This window comes from Streptomyces sp. Y7, assembly GCF_043195415.1.
GTDB lineage: Bacteria > Actinomycetota > Actinomycetes > Streptomycetales > Streptomycetaceae > Streptomyces.
In genome coordinates this window covers 187344-204510 of the sequence record NZ_JBIDDQ010000001.1, presented here as the reverse complement: position 1 = coordinate 204510, position 17167 = coordinate 187344, and the positions used below count along the sequence as shown (strand labels likewise).

Here is a 17167-nt window from a genome sequence, read left to right as displayed (position 1 = left end):
TGGTTGTGCGAGAGGGGCGCTGGAGGCCGGGCGCGTCTACGCCCCGGCCGGGAAATCGGCAGCACCGCTGGCCTCGGCCCACTTCCGGGTCTCCGCGGCCCGCGCCTCGCCCGCCTCCAGGGCCATGGCCACGGCCTGCGCACCGAGCAGGAGCCGACGCGGGGGGTCGTCATGCCGTACGACGTCGATGAGGACCTTGGCCGCGCGGACCGGGTCGCCGGGCTGGGTGCCGTTGTTCTGCGCCCGGTAGGTGTTCATGGCACCGACGGTCTCCTCGTAGTCGGCGCCGACGGCGTGCAGCTCCATCGACGAGCCCTGCCAGTCCGTCCGGAAGGCACCCGGCTCGACGATGACGACCTTGACGCCGAACGGTGCGACCTCGGTGGCCAGAACCTCGGAGAAGCCCTCCACGGCGAACTTCGCGCTCTGGTAGGCGCCCATTCCGGCCGTGCCCCCCACCCGGCCGCCGAGCGAGGAGAACTGCACGAACGTTCCCGTTCGCTGTCCGCGCAGCACCGGAAGGGCTGCCCGGGTGACGTTGACGACGCCGAAGAAGTTCGCCTCGAACTGACCGCGGAAGTCGTCCTCCGCCATCTCCTCGATGGGGGCGCTGTTGGCGTACCCGGCGTTGTTCACGACCACGTCCAGTCGACCGAAGGCGTCGACCGCCGCCTGAACCGCGTTCCGAGCGGCCGCCGTGTCGGTGACGTCCAGGGCCACTGTCCGTACCCGGTCGCCGTGGCGAGAGACGAGATCCGCCAGTTGCTCGGGACGCCGGGCGGTCGCGACCAGTTGGTCGCCGGACTCCAGAACCGCTTCCGCCAAGGCACGCCCGAACCCTCGGGACGCGCCGGTGATCAACCATGTACGAGTCATGAGACTGCCCTTCTCTTGGCTGGCGAGGTGTCTCTCACTCTGGTCGCACCGGAGGCATCCGGCCTCCGTCGATTGGCTGCCGGTTTCCCTTGCCGGGTGGCGGGCCGAGACGCGACACGTAAGTCATTGGACTGATCCGCCCATCCCGCCCGGGCTGTCTCACATGTGTGTGGCGGCGTGCACAGACCCGGAGGACGCCGAGGCGCTCCCGGCGCGATGCGGTGCATCAACACGCCAGCCGTCATGTATGAACACGTTGTATGGTTACTCTCGCGCAATGTCTCACCCGGCGTCCGGCACATGACAGATGCCGTCGACCGCGAGAAACCCCCTCCTTCTGAAGGCATGTCACACGTATGACGCTGGCAGCGACTTCCTTCGGGCTGCGCACCACCGCCGCTGCGGCGGCGCACGGCGGAGCAAGTCTCATCGGGCGTCGCCAGTTGGTCGGTGAGCCGGTCGCGGAAAGGCGGACGCGGCGGCGGTGCACGGCCGGCGCGGACCGCCCGTGGGACTCCCCACTCCCTGCGGTGACCTGACCTCTCCGCCACCCCTATTTGACCGCGCCGGACCGACCGGGACGGCCGCTCGGACGATGTGAAGGAACCAGATGAACGACCGTACGCGAAACCACCAGTTCCTCCTGGTGCACGGGGCCTGGCACCGATCCTGGTGCTGGCGCGAGCTCCAGGACGTTCTCGGCGACCGAGGCTGGACCAGCCACACGGTGGACCTGCCGAGCGTGGTTTCCGAGGGTTCCGGCGGGAAGCTTCCCGGGCTGCTGGACGACGCCCGGGTGATACGCGAGAAGATCGACGCCCTCCAGGCCCCTCTGGTGGTCGTCGGGCACTCCTACGGCGGCGCCCCGCTCACCCAGGCGGCCACGGGGGCCTCCAACGTGTCTCACCTGGTGTACGTAGCCGCTTTCGCGCTGGACGAAGGGGAGAGCCTCATGACGTGCTTCGGCGGCGAGCAACCGGACCTCGCCACGGTCGAGGGGGTCATCCCGGTCCGGGAGAACCCCGCGGTGACCCTCTACAACGACGTGCCCGAGGACAAGAAGGAGGCCGCTTTGGCGCGGCTGCTGCCCCAGACCGCGCTCTCCTTCGCCGAACCGGTCGACCGGGCGGCCTGGAAGACCCTCCCCTCCAGCTATGTCGTCTGCGACGACGACCGAAGCCTTCCCCCGTCGTACCAGGAGCCATTCGCCGCGAGGACGGGTGCCACATACCACCTCCCCAGCGGCCACACCCCGCTTCTCTCCATGCCCGACAAACTTGCCGATCTCCTCGAACAGATCGCGTACGACGCCTCGGTGCAAGCGCGGTGACCGGACCGCGAACTCCAGCCCAAGCGCGAGGACGAAGGGGTGCCCGCGGGCGACGGCCCTTCGGTGATCGCGCCACCTGTTAGGGCGGTGACGACCGCACAAGGTGTTCACATGTGTCTTTCGTGTTCCACGGCTACCGCCGCTGCCCCCGGGCGCGGTCCCAGGAGCGGGGACGCCTTCGCTGCCGCGATCGTCACCGCCTTGACAGGTGACGATGGTCGGGTCATGCTAGGGGTCGTCCAAGGCGACAAGTCGGACGCCATCCACGATTGACGAAGTGGAGCACTGCTATGAACAAAGGGCTGACCACGGAAGCCGCCGAAGCCGCGGTACGGCACGCGCGATTCGGAAAGCTTCCCGAGCGCATCCGTTTCGAGGGCATGACCGAAGCGGTTGATCCCACTTCAGCCGACGCGGCGCAGGGAGCCTACGACCCCGAAGGCTCGTGGAAGTTCTATTCGTGCCTCGCCGTCGACCTGGGTCTGTAGACACCACTGGATGTGCGGCGGTTCAGGTCGATTCGCCAGCACATCTACCTTTCCGTCGGCGCCGCATAGGCGAAGCAACACCAGGTCATGTACATGGGCTGGGCATACGGAGAGTGGGCCGGTCCTCGATGGCCAGCGGGGCTCAGAAGCTGTGTCGGAACCGGTGATCCGTGACGTTCCGTACCCAGGTCGCCGGTGACCTGGGCGTCCTGGCTGGCCGGATACCGACTCCTGCACCGCCACTATGGACGCAAGGCCGAACACTTCCTCGCCTTCGTCCGCATCGCCGCAGCCCTCATCGCTCACCGCCGCCTGGCCCGATGGAACGATCGTGAGGCGGTGACGTCGGCTCGTCCTCAGGCCTGTTGCGTCTCAGCAGGCGGTCAGTGACCCGGCTCAGCCATCCCGTGCAGGGCTGGTTGTCCCTGTCAATCAAGAAGCGGGCTGTCTGCAGCGGGTCGCGCGAGGGCTGGCCTATCTGGTGACGTTGCCAGTAGCGGGCCACTCTCCGCTCCAAATCGGCCAGGTCGCTTCTGTCGGTCGTGGTCAGAACGACCGGGCCTTGCGGGCCTTCGGGAGCAGTCAGTGCCAGCAGGCGACCCTCCGGTGAGTATGCCGCCGTGTACTCACCCTCGGATACGTCAATCGCCTCAAGGTAGTTCGTGGCATGAACGAAGGACTCGAAGACGATCAGATCTTCGTCCTGGTCAAAGACGAGCACAGTGGTGGGAGAGAGATCCATACCGATCACTGTGCCAGCCGCTCTCATCGTGCTGCACCAAAATTGAACCGCGTCTTAGCGATGAAGTAACTGGTCTGCTCTCGCACCCAGTTGGAAGCCCTGACCGCGGCTCTGGCGCCCGATCAGTTGGTCGGTACCTCCCGGAGGAACGCTCTGCCCGGGGCGAGCTGTGCACTGAGGCTCTCCAGCTCCTGGAAGATGCCGAAGCGGCAGTCGACTCTGGAGAATCCGTCGATAACCGCCCGCCCCCAGACTCATGGAGGCTCCGAGGAGGGGGTGCCCGAGGTCAGCGCAAGGCGGTGCGAGCAAGGCGGATCGTCTGTGGCTGCTGCGTCCGGAGGCGGATGGGCGTGGGCTTGCCGGCGGCTGTCACCGGCTCGACAGGGTGCGGCGACGAGCGGGGTGGGCGGGGAGGCCGGGTGAGGCGGCGGACCATGAGGGTGATGAAGGTCCAGGTGAGGTGGGCCTCGCTGTGGGAGATGAGCCGCTCGTAGTCCCGGACGTTTCTCCTGGCTCTCATGATCCACGAGATGGCCCGCTCGACTCGCCACCGCTTGGCGAGGACGGCGAAGCCGTCCTGGGCTTTTCGGCGGGGCACCGCCTTGAGGGTGATGCCGAGGAAGGAGCGGGATCAGTCGACGAGGGTTCCGCCGTAGGCGGAGTCCGCCCAGGCGACGGTGAGTTCGGGATGGGTCAGGCGCAGGCGGAAGAGCTGGTCGCGGGCCGGGACGCTGTCGTGCGGCGACGCCGGGGTGACCATGACGGCCAGGGGCATGCCGCGCATGTCCACGGCCAGGTGCCGCTTCCTCCCGTTGATCAACTTGCCGCCGTCGAAGCCGCGGGTGTCCTGGCCCACTGTCTCGGCGCCCTTGACGGACTGGGAGTCCAGGATCACCGCGACGGTGCGGGGGTTGATTCCGTCGTGGACGCGGACCTTTTCGTGCAGCTCAGCGTGGATGCGGGCCAGGTCCCCGCTCGCCCGCCACCGCTGAAAGAATCCGTAGACGGTGCGCCAGGGGATGCCGAAGTCGACCGGAACGGCCCTCCACTTCACGCCGTTGTCGTTGACGTAGCGGATGGCGTCGACGACGTTCCGGCGCGGATGGGCTTCCGGGCGCCCGCCCGTGGGCAGCTCGCAGGCCGGGACGGGCAGCAGCGGTTCGAGGACAGCCCATTCGGCGTCCGTGGTGTCGCTGGGGTAGTGCCGCTCGCGCACGGTGCCTTGCTCGGTGTGGATGCAGGTCATGGTCGTTCCATGCGGGAGAGGACTTCGAGGGTGGCTCTGATGCCTCCGAGCTGGTCCAGGATCAGGCGGGCCCACTCGTCCTTCGGGGTGCGTCTGGTGTGCGGGGCGACGATCCCCTCGATGAAGTTCGTCATCCGGTGCAACTCGGCGTCAAAGACTGCCTGTTCGTAGGCGATCCACACCTCGGGGTCCTCGGACAGCTGGAACCCGTCGCGGCGGCTGTGGGTCACCGGTGGTAGCCCGTCCTTGACCGCGTTCCTGCGCAGGAAGCGGATACCCGTCCAGACCTGTGCCGGACTCCGTTTGGTGGCTTTGGCCAGCTGTTTCGAGTGCAGCCCTGCGGGCCGTGCCTCTTCCAGAGCTTTGCGTATCGCTTCGGCATGAACATGAGCGGGATGCCCCGCCCGCCGTTTCATGGCTACTGGCCCCGCAGGAGCTCGGCCAGGGCTTCGTCCAGGTCCACCTTGCCGGTGGCCACCGCGGTCTCGATCCAGTCCGCTGTGGCCCGGATCTTCTCCACCTGCCGTGTGACCAGGGCGAGTTGGGACTCGGAAAACTCCCGGCCGCGCAGCTTCGGCACCAGCCGGCTCGCTCCGGCCACGAAGCTCTGGCAGACGCCGATCAAGTCGGTGAACTCCATGGCCCGGCGGAAACCGCGCACGATCGCGACCGGATCGACGACACCGTCCTCCTCAGCGTCGTTCTCCTCCCACCACTCCTCCTCGTCGCCCTCGTCGGCGAGGTCGGCCTGGTCGAACTGGGCCTGGTTGACCTGCTCACGGGCCTGCCGGTCCCGCATGGCCCTAAAGGCCACCTCCGGCCGGTGCAGCAGATCGCACGCGGCCTGGGCGGCCACCCGCTCGTCCTGCGCGAGGTCCCGGATGGCCTCGACTTTCTCCTCCACCGTCACGGGTGTCGCGGTCGACCAGCCCGCCGCCCGCTTCGCCGCGTCCCCGCTCCACTCGCAGCGGCCCGTCCGCTCACTGGTCGGCGGGTGCTGGATCAGCTCGTACGCGTCCGGCGCCGACGCCAGGATCCGGTGCACCTCGAACGAGACGGGACTCCTGGCGCTGGTCCTTCGGCCACCGCGCGGCCACCCACCGATACGTGCGCACCGTATGGAAGGACAGTCCTATCTCCTCGGCGAACAGGCGTAACGAGTCCGCCACTCCCAACTCCTCGCCCTCGCCCAGCGCCATGTTCCCGCCGTGCGTACGCAACGGAGCGATCTCCAGCGCGATGTCTCCCAGCGCGAACTGGCAGCCCGTCATCACCCGGACCAGCTGAACCGACCGGTCCACCAGATCATCGAAACGTTCACACGGCACACTGCCGACAGTCTGGACCACGACACGCACTCCCCGGGCGGGCCAGACAGGCCGGCACTTCACCGGCCACGCCCGACTCTGGCCCGCGCATGCCCGAGGCTCCATCGGCCGCCCCAAGGTCACCACAAACGACCGAAAATACCCTGCTTCACGTGTGAGTCATCCCGCTCCCGCTCGAACGCCGGCCGTACCGGAAACACAGCTGAACGACTCTGCCGTCCGGGCCCGGCACAAGTCTTGGGTTCCAGGGGCCTGTTAGGAGGTGCGATCCGTCAGTTGGCATCCGGCCACGAGTGCGTTCTCCTTCTTGCAGCCGCTCAAGATCGGGTCGTCGGGGTCACAAGAGTCAACGCCCCTGCTAGCTGATCGTGTCAGGAAGATCAGAGGACTTCGTATCGGCCACCAGCTCGGCAAGCTGGAAGAAGAACTCAAACTCAGAGAGGCGCCCGCTGACCCGAACGAAGTAGGATCGGTCCGAGCACCTGAACACCTCGCGTCGCTTGACCTTCGTGACGTCATGGTCATAGGTGTCCACACTCTTGGTGAACTCCGTCATCGCTTCCTCCACACTGCCGTCAAATTCGGCCAGAGTGCGAACGCTGGACGCTTCAGCGGCGACCCCGCCAACGGGGGTGACAAGCACTATCCATCGGGACATAACTGAACCCGACCTCTCTTGGTCTACTGATCAATGCCTGTCACGATCTTGGCACTCCCACGGCGTCACAGTCCGACACCTTGCCAACCCAACCGGCACCTCGCCGACGATCGGCCTGCCGGGACCACCCGGGCAGGCCGATCACGCTCTCACCCATCGGCACACTCTGAGCCGATCCGGTCCGCACTTTCAGCGTTGCCCAACACGGCTACGAGACGACAGTCCTCCTAGCGGCCATTCTCCAAGATGGACTACAGAGCGTCACCGACCACCGGTTCCGACACAGCTTCTCAGTCGTCCGTCCCCGCCACATGGTTCAGTACTCGGCGCTCCGCGGCGTCGACATCAGAGCGTCCGGCAGGGTCGCCGTTGCGGCCGCGTACTGCGGCGTGGACCAAGGTCAGGTAGTACACAGCCGGGGCACACGGCGTCCAGGTGTCAACGGGCTTGTTCAGCAGGAACGAGAGCACGGAATCGGGGTCAGCGGGCACGAAGGCGTACTCGTCGTGCACCCATTTGTCCTCGATGCCTCGGGCCCAGCGCCGGCGCAGGGTCGGCTCGTCCAAGTCGTGGAGTTCGGCGGTGAAGAACGCGGCCCACTGGTTGTTTTGCAGGTCCAGGCCGAAGCCGAGAAGTTCGAGGTCGAGGCTGTCGGTCGCCTGAATCGCCAGTTGCTCACGCAGGGCGCGCCGCGCCACGGCATGCAAGCTGATCCGTGCGTCGGGCCCAAGATCATCGTTGACTGCCATGCCCGCGCCCGCTGAAGTGTTCCAGCGCGAGCGGTTCGGGCCCGCGACCTTGGCGCTACGGTGCGAGAACAACATCTTGCCGTCCGGGCGAGTCCGCACGGTTACGTGAACGCCGAAGCTGCAGTACATGAACGACGGGGCCTCGACGGGGTCCTGGTTTTCCAGGTACTGCTGGCGCAGCGTCAGCCCGTTCGTCTGTGGGCGGTCCAGGTTGAGAGACGTGGTCAGGAAGTCGAAGTAGTCCGCGTCCCGCAGCGAGAGCGTGACGATCGGCGACTCGCTGGTTCGAGTGCGGGACACGGTCAGTCCCTCGACGGCGAAGCGGCGGGAGTTCCAGCTGTACGGTCGGCCCGCCGCCTCCTTGCGCCGCTCCTCGTCCTCGATCGCCAGCCGCCAGCCCGCGATCTCCTCGGGGAACGTCACGCGCTCCGGGGTGTAGTGGATGCGGACGTTCTCCTCCTTGATGGGCCGAGTTCCGTCGCCTTCGTAGATGTGGCAGTCGGTCGGATAGCCGAACAGTGTGAACTTGTCCCGACGTCCCGCGCGGGTCCGACTGTCGTCCAGCGCCCTGCCGAGCCATGACGACGCGGCGCGTGACGCCGCCGGAGGCTCGGACCCCTGCAAGGTCCTGATGCCGTGCACCAGTTCGCGGAGCTTCGCCTCGTATTCATCCCGCGTCGTCACCGTACGGAAATCGACGTAGACTCGTTCGGCGATCGAGGGCGGGAGTGTCGTCACATCCCCCCAGAGCACCGGGATCACCGGCATGCGACCGTCTGTCGCAGCTTTCGCGGCCATCTCGAACTCCTTGGTGGCCCACTGGGACGTGAGCCAACTCGGACTCACCACGGCCACCAGCGCGCTGGCCCTCGCCAGCCCATCCTGCAAACGCGCGAGCACGTTCTGTCCTGGGGTCACTTCCCATTGGTCGAGCCACACCCTGAGCCCCAGCCGCTGAAGATTCTCAGCCAACACGACCGGCCATTCCCCGTCCTGGTGGGCATACGAGACGAACACGTCGTAGCGCTCCAGATTCAGGAAGAACGGCTGCTCTGCCGAGGCGTCGGACATGGCGAGAATCACCTGCCCGCGCTGTCTGCTATCCCGTGAGGCGTGGAACTCCGACATCTTTCGTCGCACGTCATTCAGACCGATGAAGCGACTAGTGCCGTCGAGCGCAAGAGCGGCCAATGCGTCAGAAAGCGCCTCGGTGTACCAGCTTCCTTCCTCCGATCCGTAACTGACGGTTGCGCTGAGTACTGACACCGCGCCCGCGGACCGAGGGGCACGGAAAAGCCGCGAAGAGGCGTCGCCGGCCGGGCCCGGTTCACCGAAACACGTGTCCAAGAGAAACAGCAGATGCCCGACTTCGCTGCGGAGCAGGCCCTCGAACGCCACCTCGGGGAGCAAGGCGGTGGTCACATCCTCCAGCACGCTGTCAGCGGCCAGCAGACGCAACTGCCCGTGCACATTCCATGCGCTCCCGGCGAAGTACACGACTACCACGTCGGTCGGCCCCAGCAAGGCGTCGGCAGCCCATTCACGCAGGCCCTGCACCAACTCGGCGCGCCTCGGATCGGCGGCGAGCCCGAGCAGTACGTGTGTGTAGCCGAGCCCTTCGAAAAGGTCGTGCACACGCGCGATGTCCCGCCGTACGCCGGGGAGGTCGCTCAGCGACGGGTCCTCGTAGCGCGAGACACCGATGGTGATCAGGAAGCGGCGCACGCCCGGGTCCGGGGCAGAAGGAACCGAGAGGTGCTCGGTCCGCTGCACCGAGGGCCCGGGCATCAGGTCGGCCGCTGTTGGCACGCGGTCCGCCGTGGTCATGCGCCGCCCTTGTCGTCGGCGTACGAGATGGTGCACCTCCGCCCAGTGACGCGCGCCGAGCGGCAGGGCGAGCGCTCCGTCGGGATCCCGGACAGCCGCCGTGAAGCGGGCACCGGTCATCGGGGTGTGCCGGTCCACGTATGCCGAAACCGCGGCGATGACCTCGTCGGCCTCGTCCCGGCGGATGGTGCTCAGCAGGCGCTCCCGTACGCCCGGAACGAACTCGAATGCCTGGTTCAGCGCGTCGTCAGGGCGCCCGCCACCGCCGTTCACCTTGCGCAGCAGCCCGCTGTAGACGATCTCCGCGAGGTCGGACACCGGGCTGGCCGGCAGCATCGCGGACTGCACGGTCCGCATCACCCCGAGATTCAGCGGGGCGGCGGCGAGATACGCGGCGAGACGGAAGACATCTGGCTGCGCCTGGGCGCGGAAGTCCTCGAACGTGATGCTCCGGTCGAGCCCGTCGACGTCCAGGGGCGCGTCGAGTCGGCGGTAGGGAGATCCCCCGGGAGCGGGCAGCAGCAGCGCCGCTCCGTCGAACGCGGCCGGTTGCGCGATCGCGTGTGCCCATGGACCCAGCCACTCCGGAGTGAGCCCCAGCACCGGTACCGGGACGTGGTGCCGCACAGCGGGTGGCCGAAGCCCGTAACCGGTGTAGAGCAGACGGGAGTTGGGGCCGCCCGCCTCCCTGGTGCGAAAGCGCCCCGGCTCGGGCGCCAGTGCCGTCCGTTCCCACACGTTCTCGGGAAGCGTCTGGAGGATTGCCGTCGGGCCGTGATCCGCCCACTTCCGCAGTGCCTGAAGCATCGGGCCGGTTCGCCAGGCCGGTGCCACTCCGTCCGTGAGGACCAGGGTCACCGTTCGGCCGGTCGGATCGACGGCCGACCCTGTCGAGCGCAGCGGCTGCGACGAGGTCGCGGCACCTGTGCCTGCTCCGAGCCCGGGATCGCCGTCGCTGCGGGGAGCCAGATGGTGCAGCCGGACATCGCGGAACGCGCCGAGTTGGAGCAACAGAGTACTCAGCTCACGAGCGAGCGGTTCCCAGAAGGTGGCGCTCTCACCGTAGGTGTCCAGGACGATGAGAACGTCGAGCCATCGGTCCGCGGCCGGTGTGAGAACCGGGATCCAGTGATCGTGATCGGCGATGCGGCTGACGCTCGCGTCCTCGTCCAGGACGGTGCGGACCCTGGAGGGGACACGCCGTTTGAGCGGGCGGAGGGCACGCCCCAGCTCGCGGCGGCGCGGCAGCGTCGGCGGCCCGGTGACACGGATCGGGGTCGCCGGCTCGACCTCCGCCTCCTCGCCTCCGTCCGCCGAGGAGGGCCCGGGCAGGTACAGCCGCGTGGCCTCGGACTCGGAGCGGTGGTCATCGCCGGTTTCTGACGGCTCCGGTCCGTGGCCGTCCACCATGCCGGGCGGTGCCGGGCGCTCCTCGGGCCGCCCGGTGACCGGCTCGGTCCCTTCGGCCTCCTCGGGCAAGTGCCGTGCCAGCCAGATCAGTTCGGCGACTTCGCGAGGTGTGGGCGGCTGCTCCGTCGGACACAGGTCGGCCAGCAGTGAGCCGAGTCGCTCGATCACGGTTTCGCCGGAACCGTCACATTGAGGTGTTGGAAGACCAGGTCGGTGAGTCGATCGAGGCTGGGTGCGCCCTCACTCGTCGTGCGGCTCACCAGGTACACGGCGTTGAGAAGCTGGTCGGTGGCCAGCTCGCCGGAAGCGGCGTGGCTGAGGAACCTGTTGATGACTTCGTCGGCGTCCTCAACTGCGGTGGGGAGATGCGCCTTCACGATCGTGCGCAGCCGTTCGTCGCTGTCGACGGCTGGGAGATTGAGACGGACACAGCGGCGAAGGAACGCGGGCGGGAACTCGCGCTCGCCATTGCTCGTCAGGATGACGAAGGGGAAGGTCCGGCAACGTACCTTGCCACTCCCCACCGTGACCGGTTCACCGTCGTCCGCCGGGCGGACCCGGACCGTGGGGTGTTTGTCGGCCACCCTGGAGAGCTCCGGGATCTCGTACATGCCTTCCTCGAAGACGTCGAGGAGATCGTTCGGCAGATCGATGTCGCTCTTGTCGATCTCGTCGATGAGCAGGACGCGCGGCAACGCGTACGGCGCCAGGGCGGTACCCAGCGGCCCGAGCCGAAGGTAGCGCCCCAGGTCCGTGCCGCTCTCCGTCTTTTCGGCGGTCGGGGCGTCCTTGGCCGCGCGGGTGACTCCGGCGTCCTCCAGTCGTCCCAGGGAGTCGTACTGATAGAGCCCGTCACGCAGTCCGGTCTTGCTGTTGATCGGCCAGCGCAGCACTGTGCCCAGTTTCAATTCCCGGGCGACCGCGTACGCCAACGTGGACTTGCCGACTCCGGGATCGCCCGTCACCAGCAGCGGGCGGCGCAGGTACAAGGCCGTGTTGACCGCCTCGATGGTGTCTTCCTCGGCCTTGTACGCGTCGGCCCTCGGGAGTCGTCGGTCTCCGTGGGTCTCGGCGCTCCGGTCGAACGGCGTGACCTCACCGGAGTGCTCGAAGTCCCTCCACGGTGGTGGGGCCGGCAGGCGGTCGATGCCGTCGTGCGGCTCGCGCACACCTTGATAGATCCGCCACTCACTCATCGAGAGCGTCCTTCCTGGGCCGGGGCCAAAGGCGATCGGGGGATCTGGCGTCGAGGGTCGTCCCACAACAGAACGATGTCGTCACCGAGATGCCCCTCCCTCTTCGGGGGCTTCTCCGCGTCGATACGCAACCGGCGGATTCTTTCGGGCAGTTCGTCCCGGCGAGCATCGTCCAAGGTGGTGCACAGCTCGGCGAAGAACACGTTTCCGGGGCAGGCGTGGCGACCCGGTGCCCCGCACCGGCCACCCCCGACACGCTCGCACGCCAGGCTGCCGCGCCGCCACATCATCGTCGGTACTCCGGACGCGACGGCCACTTGGTACGCGTCCGAGACCGGCTGCGACTGCGGCGAACCGGCGAGTGCGAGCGCGGCCAGTGTCGGGTCGCTGTCGAACGAGGCGTCCAGCGCGGCCTGATGCTGATCACCCCGGCCGCACACGCACGCCATCATCTCACCGACCGCCTTGCCGTCGAGCTGCTGCCAGCGTTCGGCCCACGCAGCGTGCAACCAGGGGGCCTCGTGTCGCTCGAGCGGCCGGACCACCACACGTTGTTTGCGACCCAGCGAGAACCAGGGCAACTGCGGCCAGAGCCCGAGATCGGCAAAGCCTTCGTCGAGTGCCTCCTTGGGGAGGATCAACTCGATCAGACCGGGACAGCCGGCTCCGCCCATGATCTCGATCTGTGCGGGCAGTAATGCGGCAAGATGCTCGACCGCAAGGTTCAAGGGAAGCGCCTCCGACTCCGGGGCGGCCGGATCGATGTCGCTCGCCGAGCGGTATCGCCACACCATGACGTGGTACAGCTGCCGGTCGCGCATGGAATGCCGAATCCTGCCGATGATCGAGGGCTGGGCTTCCGGCCCCGGCCCCTCGGCCAGCCGTCGCTGCGTGGTGTCACCGAGCCCGAGCCTGCCCGCCGTGATCAGGACTCGGTCACGCAACTGCTGTACAGCGCCCTGATACGCAGGGCCGGCTGTCGCTCCCTCGCGGGCGAGATCGGTGGCGAAGGCAAGCTCGTAGGGAAGTTGACCGCCCTCGGGCGGCATCTGAGCCGCCAACTCGGTGAAGACATCACGGTGGTCCAGCAGCGGGTAGGCCGCGGGCGGCAGCGCACCTTCGACGGCGGCGGCGACGAATGCCGCGAGGTGGCTGCGGGCAGGGCTCTCGTCCGTCGACTCCGACGGCAACTGGGAGAAGAGCGCCATCAGTTGCCGCACCTCGACGGGGTTGAGTTCCTCATCGAAGCCTTCTTCGGCCCGGCCCGCGTCGTACCCGACGACGCGGTCGGACAGCCGGGACCACCGGTCGTCCTGCCCGTGAAAAGCGTCGTGTGCCCGTATGAGGGTGCGGTAGACCTCCGCGTCCAGCAGCCTCAGCGCACTCACGGGAGTCCCTAGGCCTCCCATAAACGTGTTCCTCAGCCTGGTCGCCTTGACGATCGCACAGACCCCACCGGACTCATGGTTCAGCACCGGGCCCCCGGACAGCCCTTTGTTGACCTCACCGCCCACCAACTCCAGCATCGAGCCGCCCTGCAGCTTCGTGGTGCCTCCACGGCGGAGGGCGGCAGAGCGCTCGGACGTGGTGCCGGGCTCGTAGATGTCGGAGAAACCGATCGCGGTCAGGTCCGCGTCACGCGAAGGAGGCACGGTGTCCAGCCAGACGCACGGGTGATCTGAGGGCGCGTCGGTGAGCTGTAGGACGGCCAGATCCGGATACGGCCACAACTCCCTGCTGTTCTTGGCCGGAGGCGACGCGGTCAGCACCGTTCCCTCGAACTCCGTGTCCTCCCAGAACACGGGTACCCGAGTCGCCAGTCCCGCACCCGCCACATGGGCGCAGGTCACAACGTAGCCCGGGGCGACGAAGAAGCCCGTTCCTTGTGTCACCCCCTGTACGCGCACGCGGCAGCTGCCCAGGTGTTCCTGAAGGAGTGACAATGGCGAGGGTCTGCGCACAGCGGTTGGCCTCAGCCCTGAGAGGGTGGTGCCGGGGGTACAACCGGGGGCTGGGCCGGCTGCGGTGGCACCGCCCGGGTGGTCGGTGTGTCGTGCGCCCCTTGGCCGTTCCAGGTCAGTGTCACCTTGAACGCCGCCTTGCCGCTGCCGCCGACCACTGCGGCGACGATGCCGCTTTCGCCGGCGGCCAGTTCCAGACCGAACTCGACACTCGCCTGGTCGGGGCGGGCCGACGCCACGGCACTGCGAACATTGGAAGCGACGGTCTGGAGGGACTCGTGGAAACCCTCCAGCTTTTCCGTGATCCTCTCGCCGAGCCCCGAGTCGCTCGGCCCGTCGCCCTCATCGACCGTCGCCCAGATCACCTGATCATCCGGCATCTGCAAGCGCACGAGCTGCGACATGACTCCCCCTCAACTGCTGTGTGTGGCAGCTCATATGGTACGAGCCGAACGTCGAGTCGGCAGGCCGATCACCGACCCAGTGCTGGTCGCGCGCCAAGTGCTACAGCGGTGCGCGCGAGGTGGGCGCGATACCCGTCACGGCGGATGGCGCGGATGGCGCGGATGGCGCGGATGGCGCAGATCGCGCAGATCGCGCAGATCGCGCAGATCGCGCAGGTGGCGCGGACGAAGCTTGTCCTCTGGGGACGTGGAATCGCCGATCGCGGGCATCCGAGTATTCCCTGAGAAGGAGGATGCCATGAGCCTGACCGACAAGACGCTGTCCGACGCGCACCAGCCCGAATGCCCCTCTTGCCACACGGCGAGAGACCAAAGAACCTCCGAATCGCAGGAACCGGAACGGGAACGTCTGAATCGCAGGTGGAACGAGATCCTGCAAGAGACGAGGGTCGCGCAGACGGGCGTGCAGATCCTCTTCGGTTTCCTGCTGAGCGTGGCGTTCACTGCGCACTTCCACAGGTTGGAAACCTTCGATCACGTGGTGTACGTGGTCACCGTGATACTCGGAGCCTCCGCAACCGGAGCGTTGATTGCACCGGTCTCCATACACCGACTGCTCTCCGGGCAACGCATGAAGGACCACATCGTCAGGGTTGCGGGCAGGCTGATGGTGTTCGGAATGGTGCTTCTCGCGTTGACGATCGGCGGCACGCTTCTGCTTCTCCTCCACGTCGTCGTGCCGAGCCTCCTCGCCGAAATTCTGGTCGGCGGGGTCATGTTGTGGTTCGCCCTGTGCTGGTACGGATTGCCTGCCTGGCTTCGCCGACGTTCCGCGCGGGACGACCAGGCATGAGGCACGGCGAGTTCGGTGGTTCCGCCCGTGAAGTACCCGGGTACCCGGGATGCACATCTGCCCGTCAGTGGCGTCGGCGCATTTGCTTTCGCCGTCTTGCATGGCCCCCCGCCCTGAGGGCAACCGACAGACACGTCTCACGTTCAGGAGCCGCATCATGATGATCGTCGGAATCGTCGCGCTGTGCGTCGTTCTCGCGCTTCTCGCCTTCCTCGTACCGCGCCTGTCTCACCGTCCGCAGCGCGGCACTCAGCGCACACTCGGCGCCGGAGCACGAGCCGGCGGGAAGGCCCCCGGCTTCCTGGGGCGCGTTCTCAGCAAGCCGTTCCGAAGCAGCTCCAAGGCTGCCGGACGCAGCGGTTCGGCCGGGCGACGGGCCCGTGGCCACATGCCGTTCTGACCGGCGCCGGGCCCCTCGTGAACGTCAAGGGCTCAACGCTCTTCCGATCGGGGGCCGCCGCACGCGCGTGTTGCCGGCCCCCTGCGCGGTGGCGGGGAGCCCAGGCCGTTTTCGGCGGATCATCTGATCCGCGATATGACCCGCAGGAGACGGCCTGGTTCATCACCACGACGCCGCGTATCCGAAGAGGGGCTAACGGCTTGCGACGCGCCACACGTTCGGAAGCTCAGACGTGCTGCATCGACGTCTGCTGACAGAATTCCCGCTGATACCGAGCGTCAAGACCGCCCGCGTTGTCAGGTGAAAAGGAACTGGCTGCACGTGCAGATATAGCAGCACAGAGGACCGCCAGGATCGTAGTCTGCTTCACGCAGGTGGGCCTCGGCAGCTGCGCGTACCGAGCGGCTGTGATTATCCAACTCGGCCAAGTCGGACTCGTTCTGCTTGAACGCTTCGCGTTGAGCTTCAGCAACGGCTTGACGCGTGCCCGGCGGGGCCCACCGTGAGATCGCGAAATCAGCGCGGAAGGCACCTGTACAGACGCTCGGCTGCGCGAGACCGTCCAGCGCCGTCAGCCAAGGGCGTCGAGCAACTCGCGCTCGCGCCGCGCGCTGAGACCAGCGCGCCTTTCCCGCTCCAGCCCCTGCTCGCGTTCCCAGCGCAACGTATCGGCCACCATCTCCGCCCGCGGCCGATGACGTAGCCCCTCGGTGCGCGCCGATGACCCGTCCCGGGCCGACCACCCTTCCCAGCCCGGCTCGACCAGCCACATCGCCAGCGATTCGGACCCCATGTACTGGGCCACGCCATTGGCGAGCAGCCACGCCGATCCGGCGGAGACCACCGGACCGGTGTGCCCGCCGACGGCGCGGCACAGCTCAATCCACTCTCCGAACGGAACGACCGGACCGACCGCGTTGTAGGTGCCGACGGTCCCCCTCTCCGCGGCGTCGAGCAGCCAGGCGGCGAGGTCCCGCACATCGATCACCTGGGTCGGCATGGCCGGTGTGTCGGGAACCAACATCGGTCCTCTCGGATCGCGTGCGGCGCGGGCCACCCAGTAGCCGGAGCGCCCGCTGTGATCACCGGGGCCGCCGATGAGCCCGGCTCGTGCGATGAGGAGGCGGTCGCCCACAGCGGCCGTCGACGCCTGCTCGCAGGCGACCTTCGCCTCGCCGTACAACTCGCGATCGGCCTCGCTCCGGTCGGTCGGGGCGAGCAGGGGCGCGGACTCGTCCGCCCCCGGAGTGGCATGGGAGGCGTAGGCGTTGCCGGATGAGACATACACCCAGTGCCCGGCCTTACTGCCCAGCACGTCGAGTGCCCCACGAACGAAGCCCGGCTGCCATGACACCTCGACAACCGCGTCCCACACGCGGTCGAGCAGGGGCTCGTACGCCGACGGGTCGCGCCGGTCGGCGGCCACCAGCCTCGCCCCGTCCGCTACTTGTCCGCTCTCACCACGCGCGAGGCAGGTCACCCGATGGCCGCGCTCGATCGCCTGCCGCGACAGCTCCCGACCCACCCATGCCGTTCCGCCCAGAACCAGGATTTCCACACCGACACACAAACACCGAGATCACCACGAGGCCAGACGAATTCGCTGACAGCAGATGGCCAGCCGCCAGACCGATCTCAACTCTCGGGCAACATCCGCTCGGCCCGTTGCGCGTCGGCTGGGGGCCGCGCGGATTCCACG

The 17167-nt window shown here is 67.6% G+C and carries 16 protein-coding genes and 1 pseudogene; 4 read left to right on the top strand and 13 right to left on the bottom strand.

The features are described from left to right. Positions 1–36 precede the first annotated feature (36 nt). Positions 37–876: an oxidoreductase gene (locus ACGFW6_RS00820; protein WP_393503014.1), complete on the bottom strand. Its 840-nt coding sequence runs from the start codon at positions 874–876 to the stop codon at positions 37–39. A 610-nt stretch (positions 877–1486) separates the two neighbouring features. Between ACGFW6_RS00820 and ACGFW6_RS00815 the strand changes: the two genes are divergently transcribed. Then, a complete protein-coding gene (locus tag ACGFW6_RS00815; protein ID WP_393503012.1) occupies positions 1487–2206 on the top strand; it encodes an alpha/beta hydrolase in 720 nt (239 codons plus the stop codon). A gap of 290 nt (positions 2207–2496) precedes the next feature. Beyond that, entirely contained in the window at positions 2497–2694 is a 198-nt protein-coding gene (locus tag ACGFW6_RS00810) for a hypothetical protein (protein ID WP_393503010.1), read from the top strand. A gap of 295 nt (positions 2695–2989) precedes the next feature. Here ACGFW6_RS00810 and ACGFW6_RS00805 read toward each other — a convergent pair whose 3' ends face one another. The 11 genes and pseudogenes from ACGFW6_RS00805 to ACGFW6_RS00755 form a co-directional block, all read right to left on the bottom strand. Then, entirely contained in the window at positions 2990–3436 is a 447-nt protein-coding gene (locus tag ACGFW6_RS00805; protein WP_393503008.1) for a hypothetical protein, read from the bottom strand. 286 nt (positions 3437–3722) lie between these two features. Further along, positions 3723–4652: pseudogene (locus ACGFW6_RS00800) on the bottom strand (IS5 family transposase). Between the two features lie 26 nt (positions 4653–4678). After that, a complete protein-coding gene (locus ACGFW6_RS00795) occupies positions 4679–4912 on the bottom strand; it encodes a hypothetical protein (protein ID WP_393503006.1) in 234 nt (77 codons plus the stop codon). Positions 4913–5100: 188 nt separating this feature from the next. Next, positions 5101–5727 (bottom strand): DUF6192 family protein, encoded by a 627-nt coding sequence (locus ACGFW6_RS00790; RefSeq protein WP_393503004.1) that lies wholly within the window; start codon positions 5725–5727, stop codon positions 5101–5103. Continuing rightward, on the bottom strand, positions 5663–5983 hold the full coding sequence (locus ACGFW6_RS00785) for a hypothetical protein (protein WP_393503002.1): 321 nt from the start codon (positions 5981–5983) through the stop codon (positions 5663–5665). Before ACGFW6_RS00785 ends, ACGFW6_RS00790 begins: the two co-directional genes overlap by 65 nt. A gap of 385 nt (positions 5984–6368) precedes the next feature. Further along, on the bottom strand, positions 6369–6566 hold the full coding sequence (locus ACGFW6_RS00780) for a hypothetical protein (RefSeq protein WP_393503000.1): 198 nt from the start codon (positions 6564–6566) through the stop codon (positions 6369–6371). Between the two features lie 392 nt (positions 6567–6958). Beyond that, positions 6959–10822 (bottom strand): SAV_2336 N-terminal domain-related protein, encoded by a 3864-nt coding sequence (locus tag ACGFW6_RS00775; RefSeq protein ID WP_393502998.1) that lies wholly within the window; start codon positions 10820–10822, stop codon positions 6959–6961. Continuing rightward, complete coding sequence (locus tag ACGFW6_RS00770) at positions 10819–11850, bottom strand: AAA family ATPase (protein WP_393502996.1); 1032 nt, start codon at positions 11848–11850, stop codon at positions 10819–10821. The genes ACGFW6_RS00775 and ACGFW6_RS00770 overlap by 4 nt, the downstream gene beginning before the upstream one ends. Further along, positions 11847–13742 (bottom strand): trypsin-like peptidase domain-containing protein, encoded by a 1896-nt coding sequence (locus ACGFW6_RS00765; protein ID WP_393505029.1) that lies wholly within the window; start codon positions 13740–13742, stop codon positions 11847–11849. Before ACGFW6_RS00765 ends, ACGFW6_RS00770 begins: the two co-directional genes overlap by 4 nt. A gap of 80 nt (positions 13743–13822) precedes the next feature. Further along, complete coding sequence (locus tag ACGFW6_RS00760) at positions 13823–14215, bottom strand: CU044_2847 family protein (protein ID WP_393502994.1); 393 nt, start codon at positions 14213–14215, stop codon at positions 13823–13825. A 135-nt stretch (positions 14216–14350) separates the two neighbouring features. Further along, entirely contained in the window at positions 14351–14485 is a 135-nt protein-coding gene (locus ACGFW6_RS00755; protein WP_393502992.1) for a hypothetical protein, read from the bottom strand. Between the two features lie 28 nt (positions 14486–14513). On the opposite strand from ACGFW6_RS00755, the gene ACGFW6_RS00750 reads away from it, so the two are divergent. Together ACGFW6_RS00750 and ACGFW6_RS00745 are read left to right on the top strand one after the other, a co-directional pair. Further along, positions 14514–15068 carry a DUF6328 family protein gene (locus tag ACGFW6_RS00750; RefSeq protein ID WP_393502990.1) on the top strand — a complete coding sequence of 185 codons (555 nt, stop codon included), beginning with the start codon at positions 14514–14516 and terminating at the stop codon, positions 15066–15068. 157 nt (positions 15069–15225) lie between these two features. Then, on the top strand, positions 15226–15468 hold the full coding sequence (locus tag ACGFW6_RS00745) for a DUF6411 family protein (protein ID WP_393502988.1): 243 nt from the start codon (positions 15226–15228) through the stop codon (positions 15466–15468). Positions 15469–16039: 571 nt separating this feature from the next. Here the strand turns inward: ACGFW6_RS00745 and ACGFW6_RS00740 are convergent. Continuing rightward, positions 16040–17026, bottom strand: a complete 987-nt coding sequence (locus ACGFW6_RS00740; RefSeq protein ID WP_393502986.1) for an NAD-dependent epimerase/dehydratase family protein — start codon at positions 17024–17026, stop codon at positions 16040–16042. Between the last annotated feature and the right edge of the window lie 141 nt (positions 17027–17167).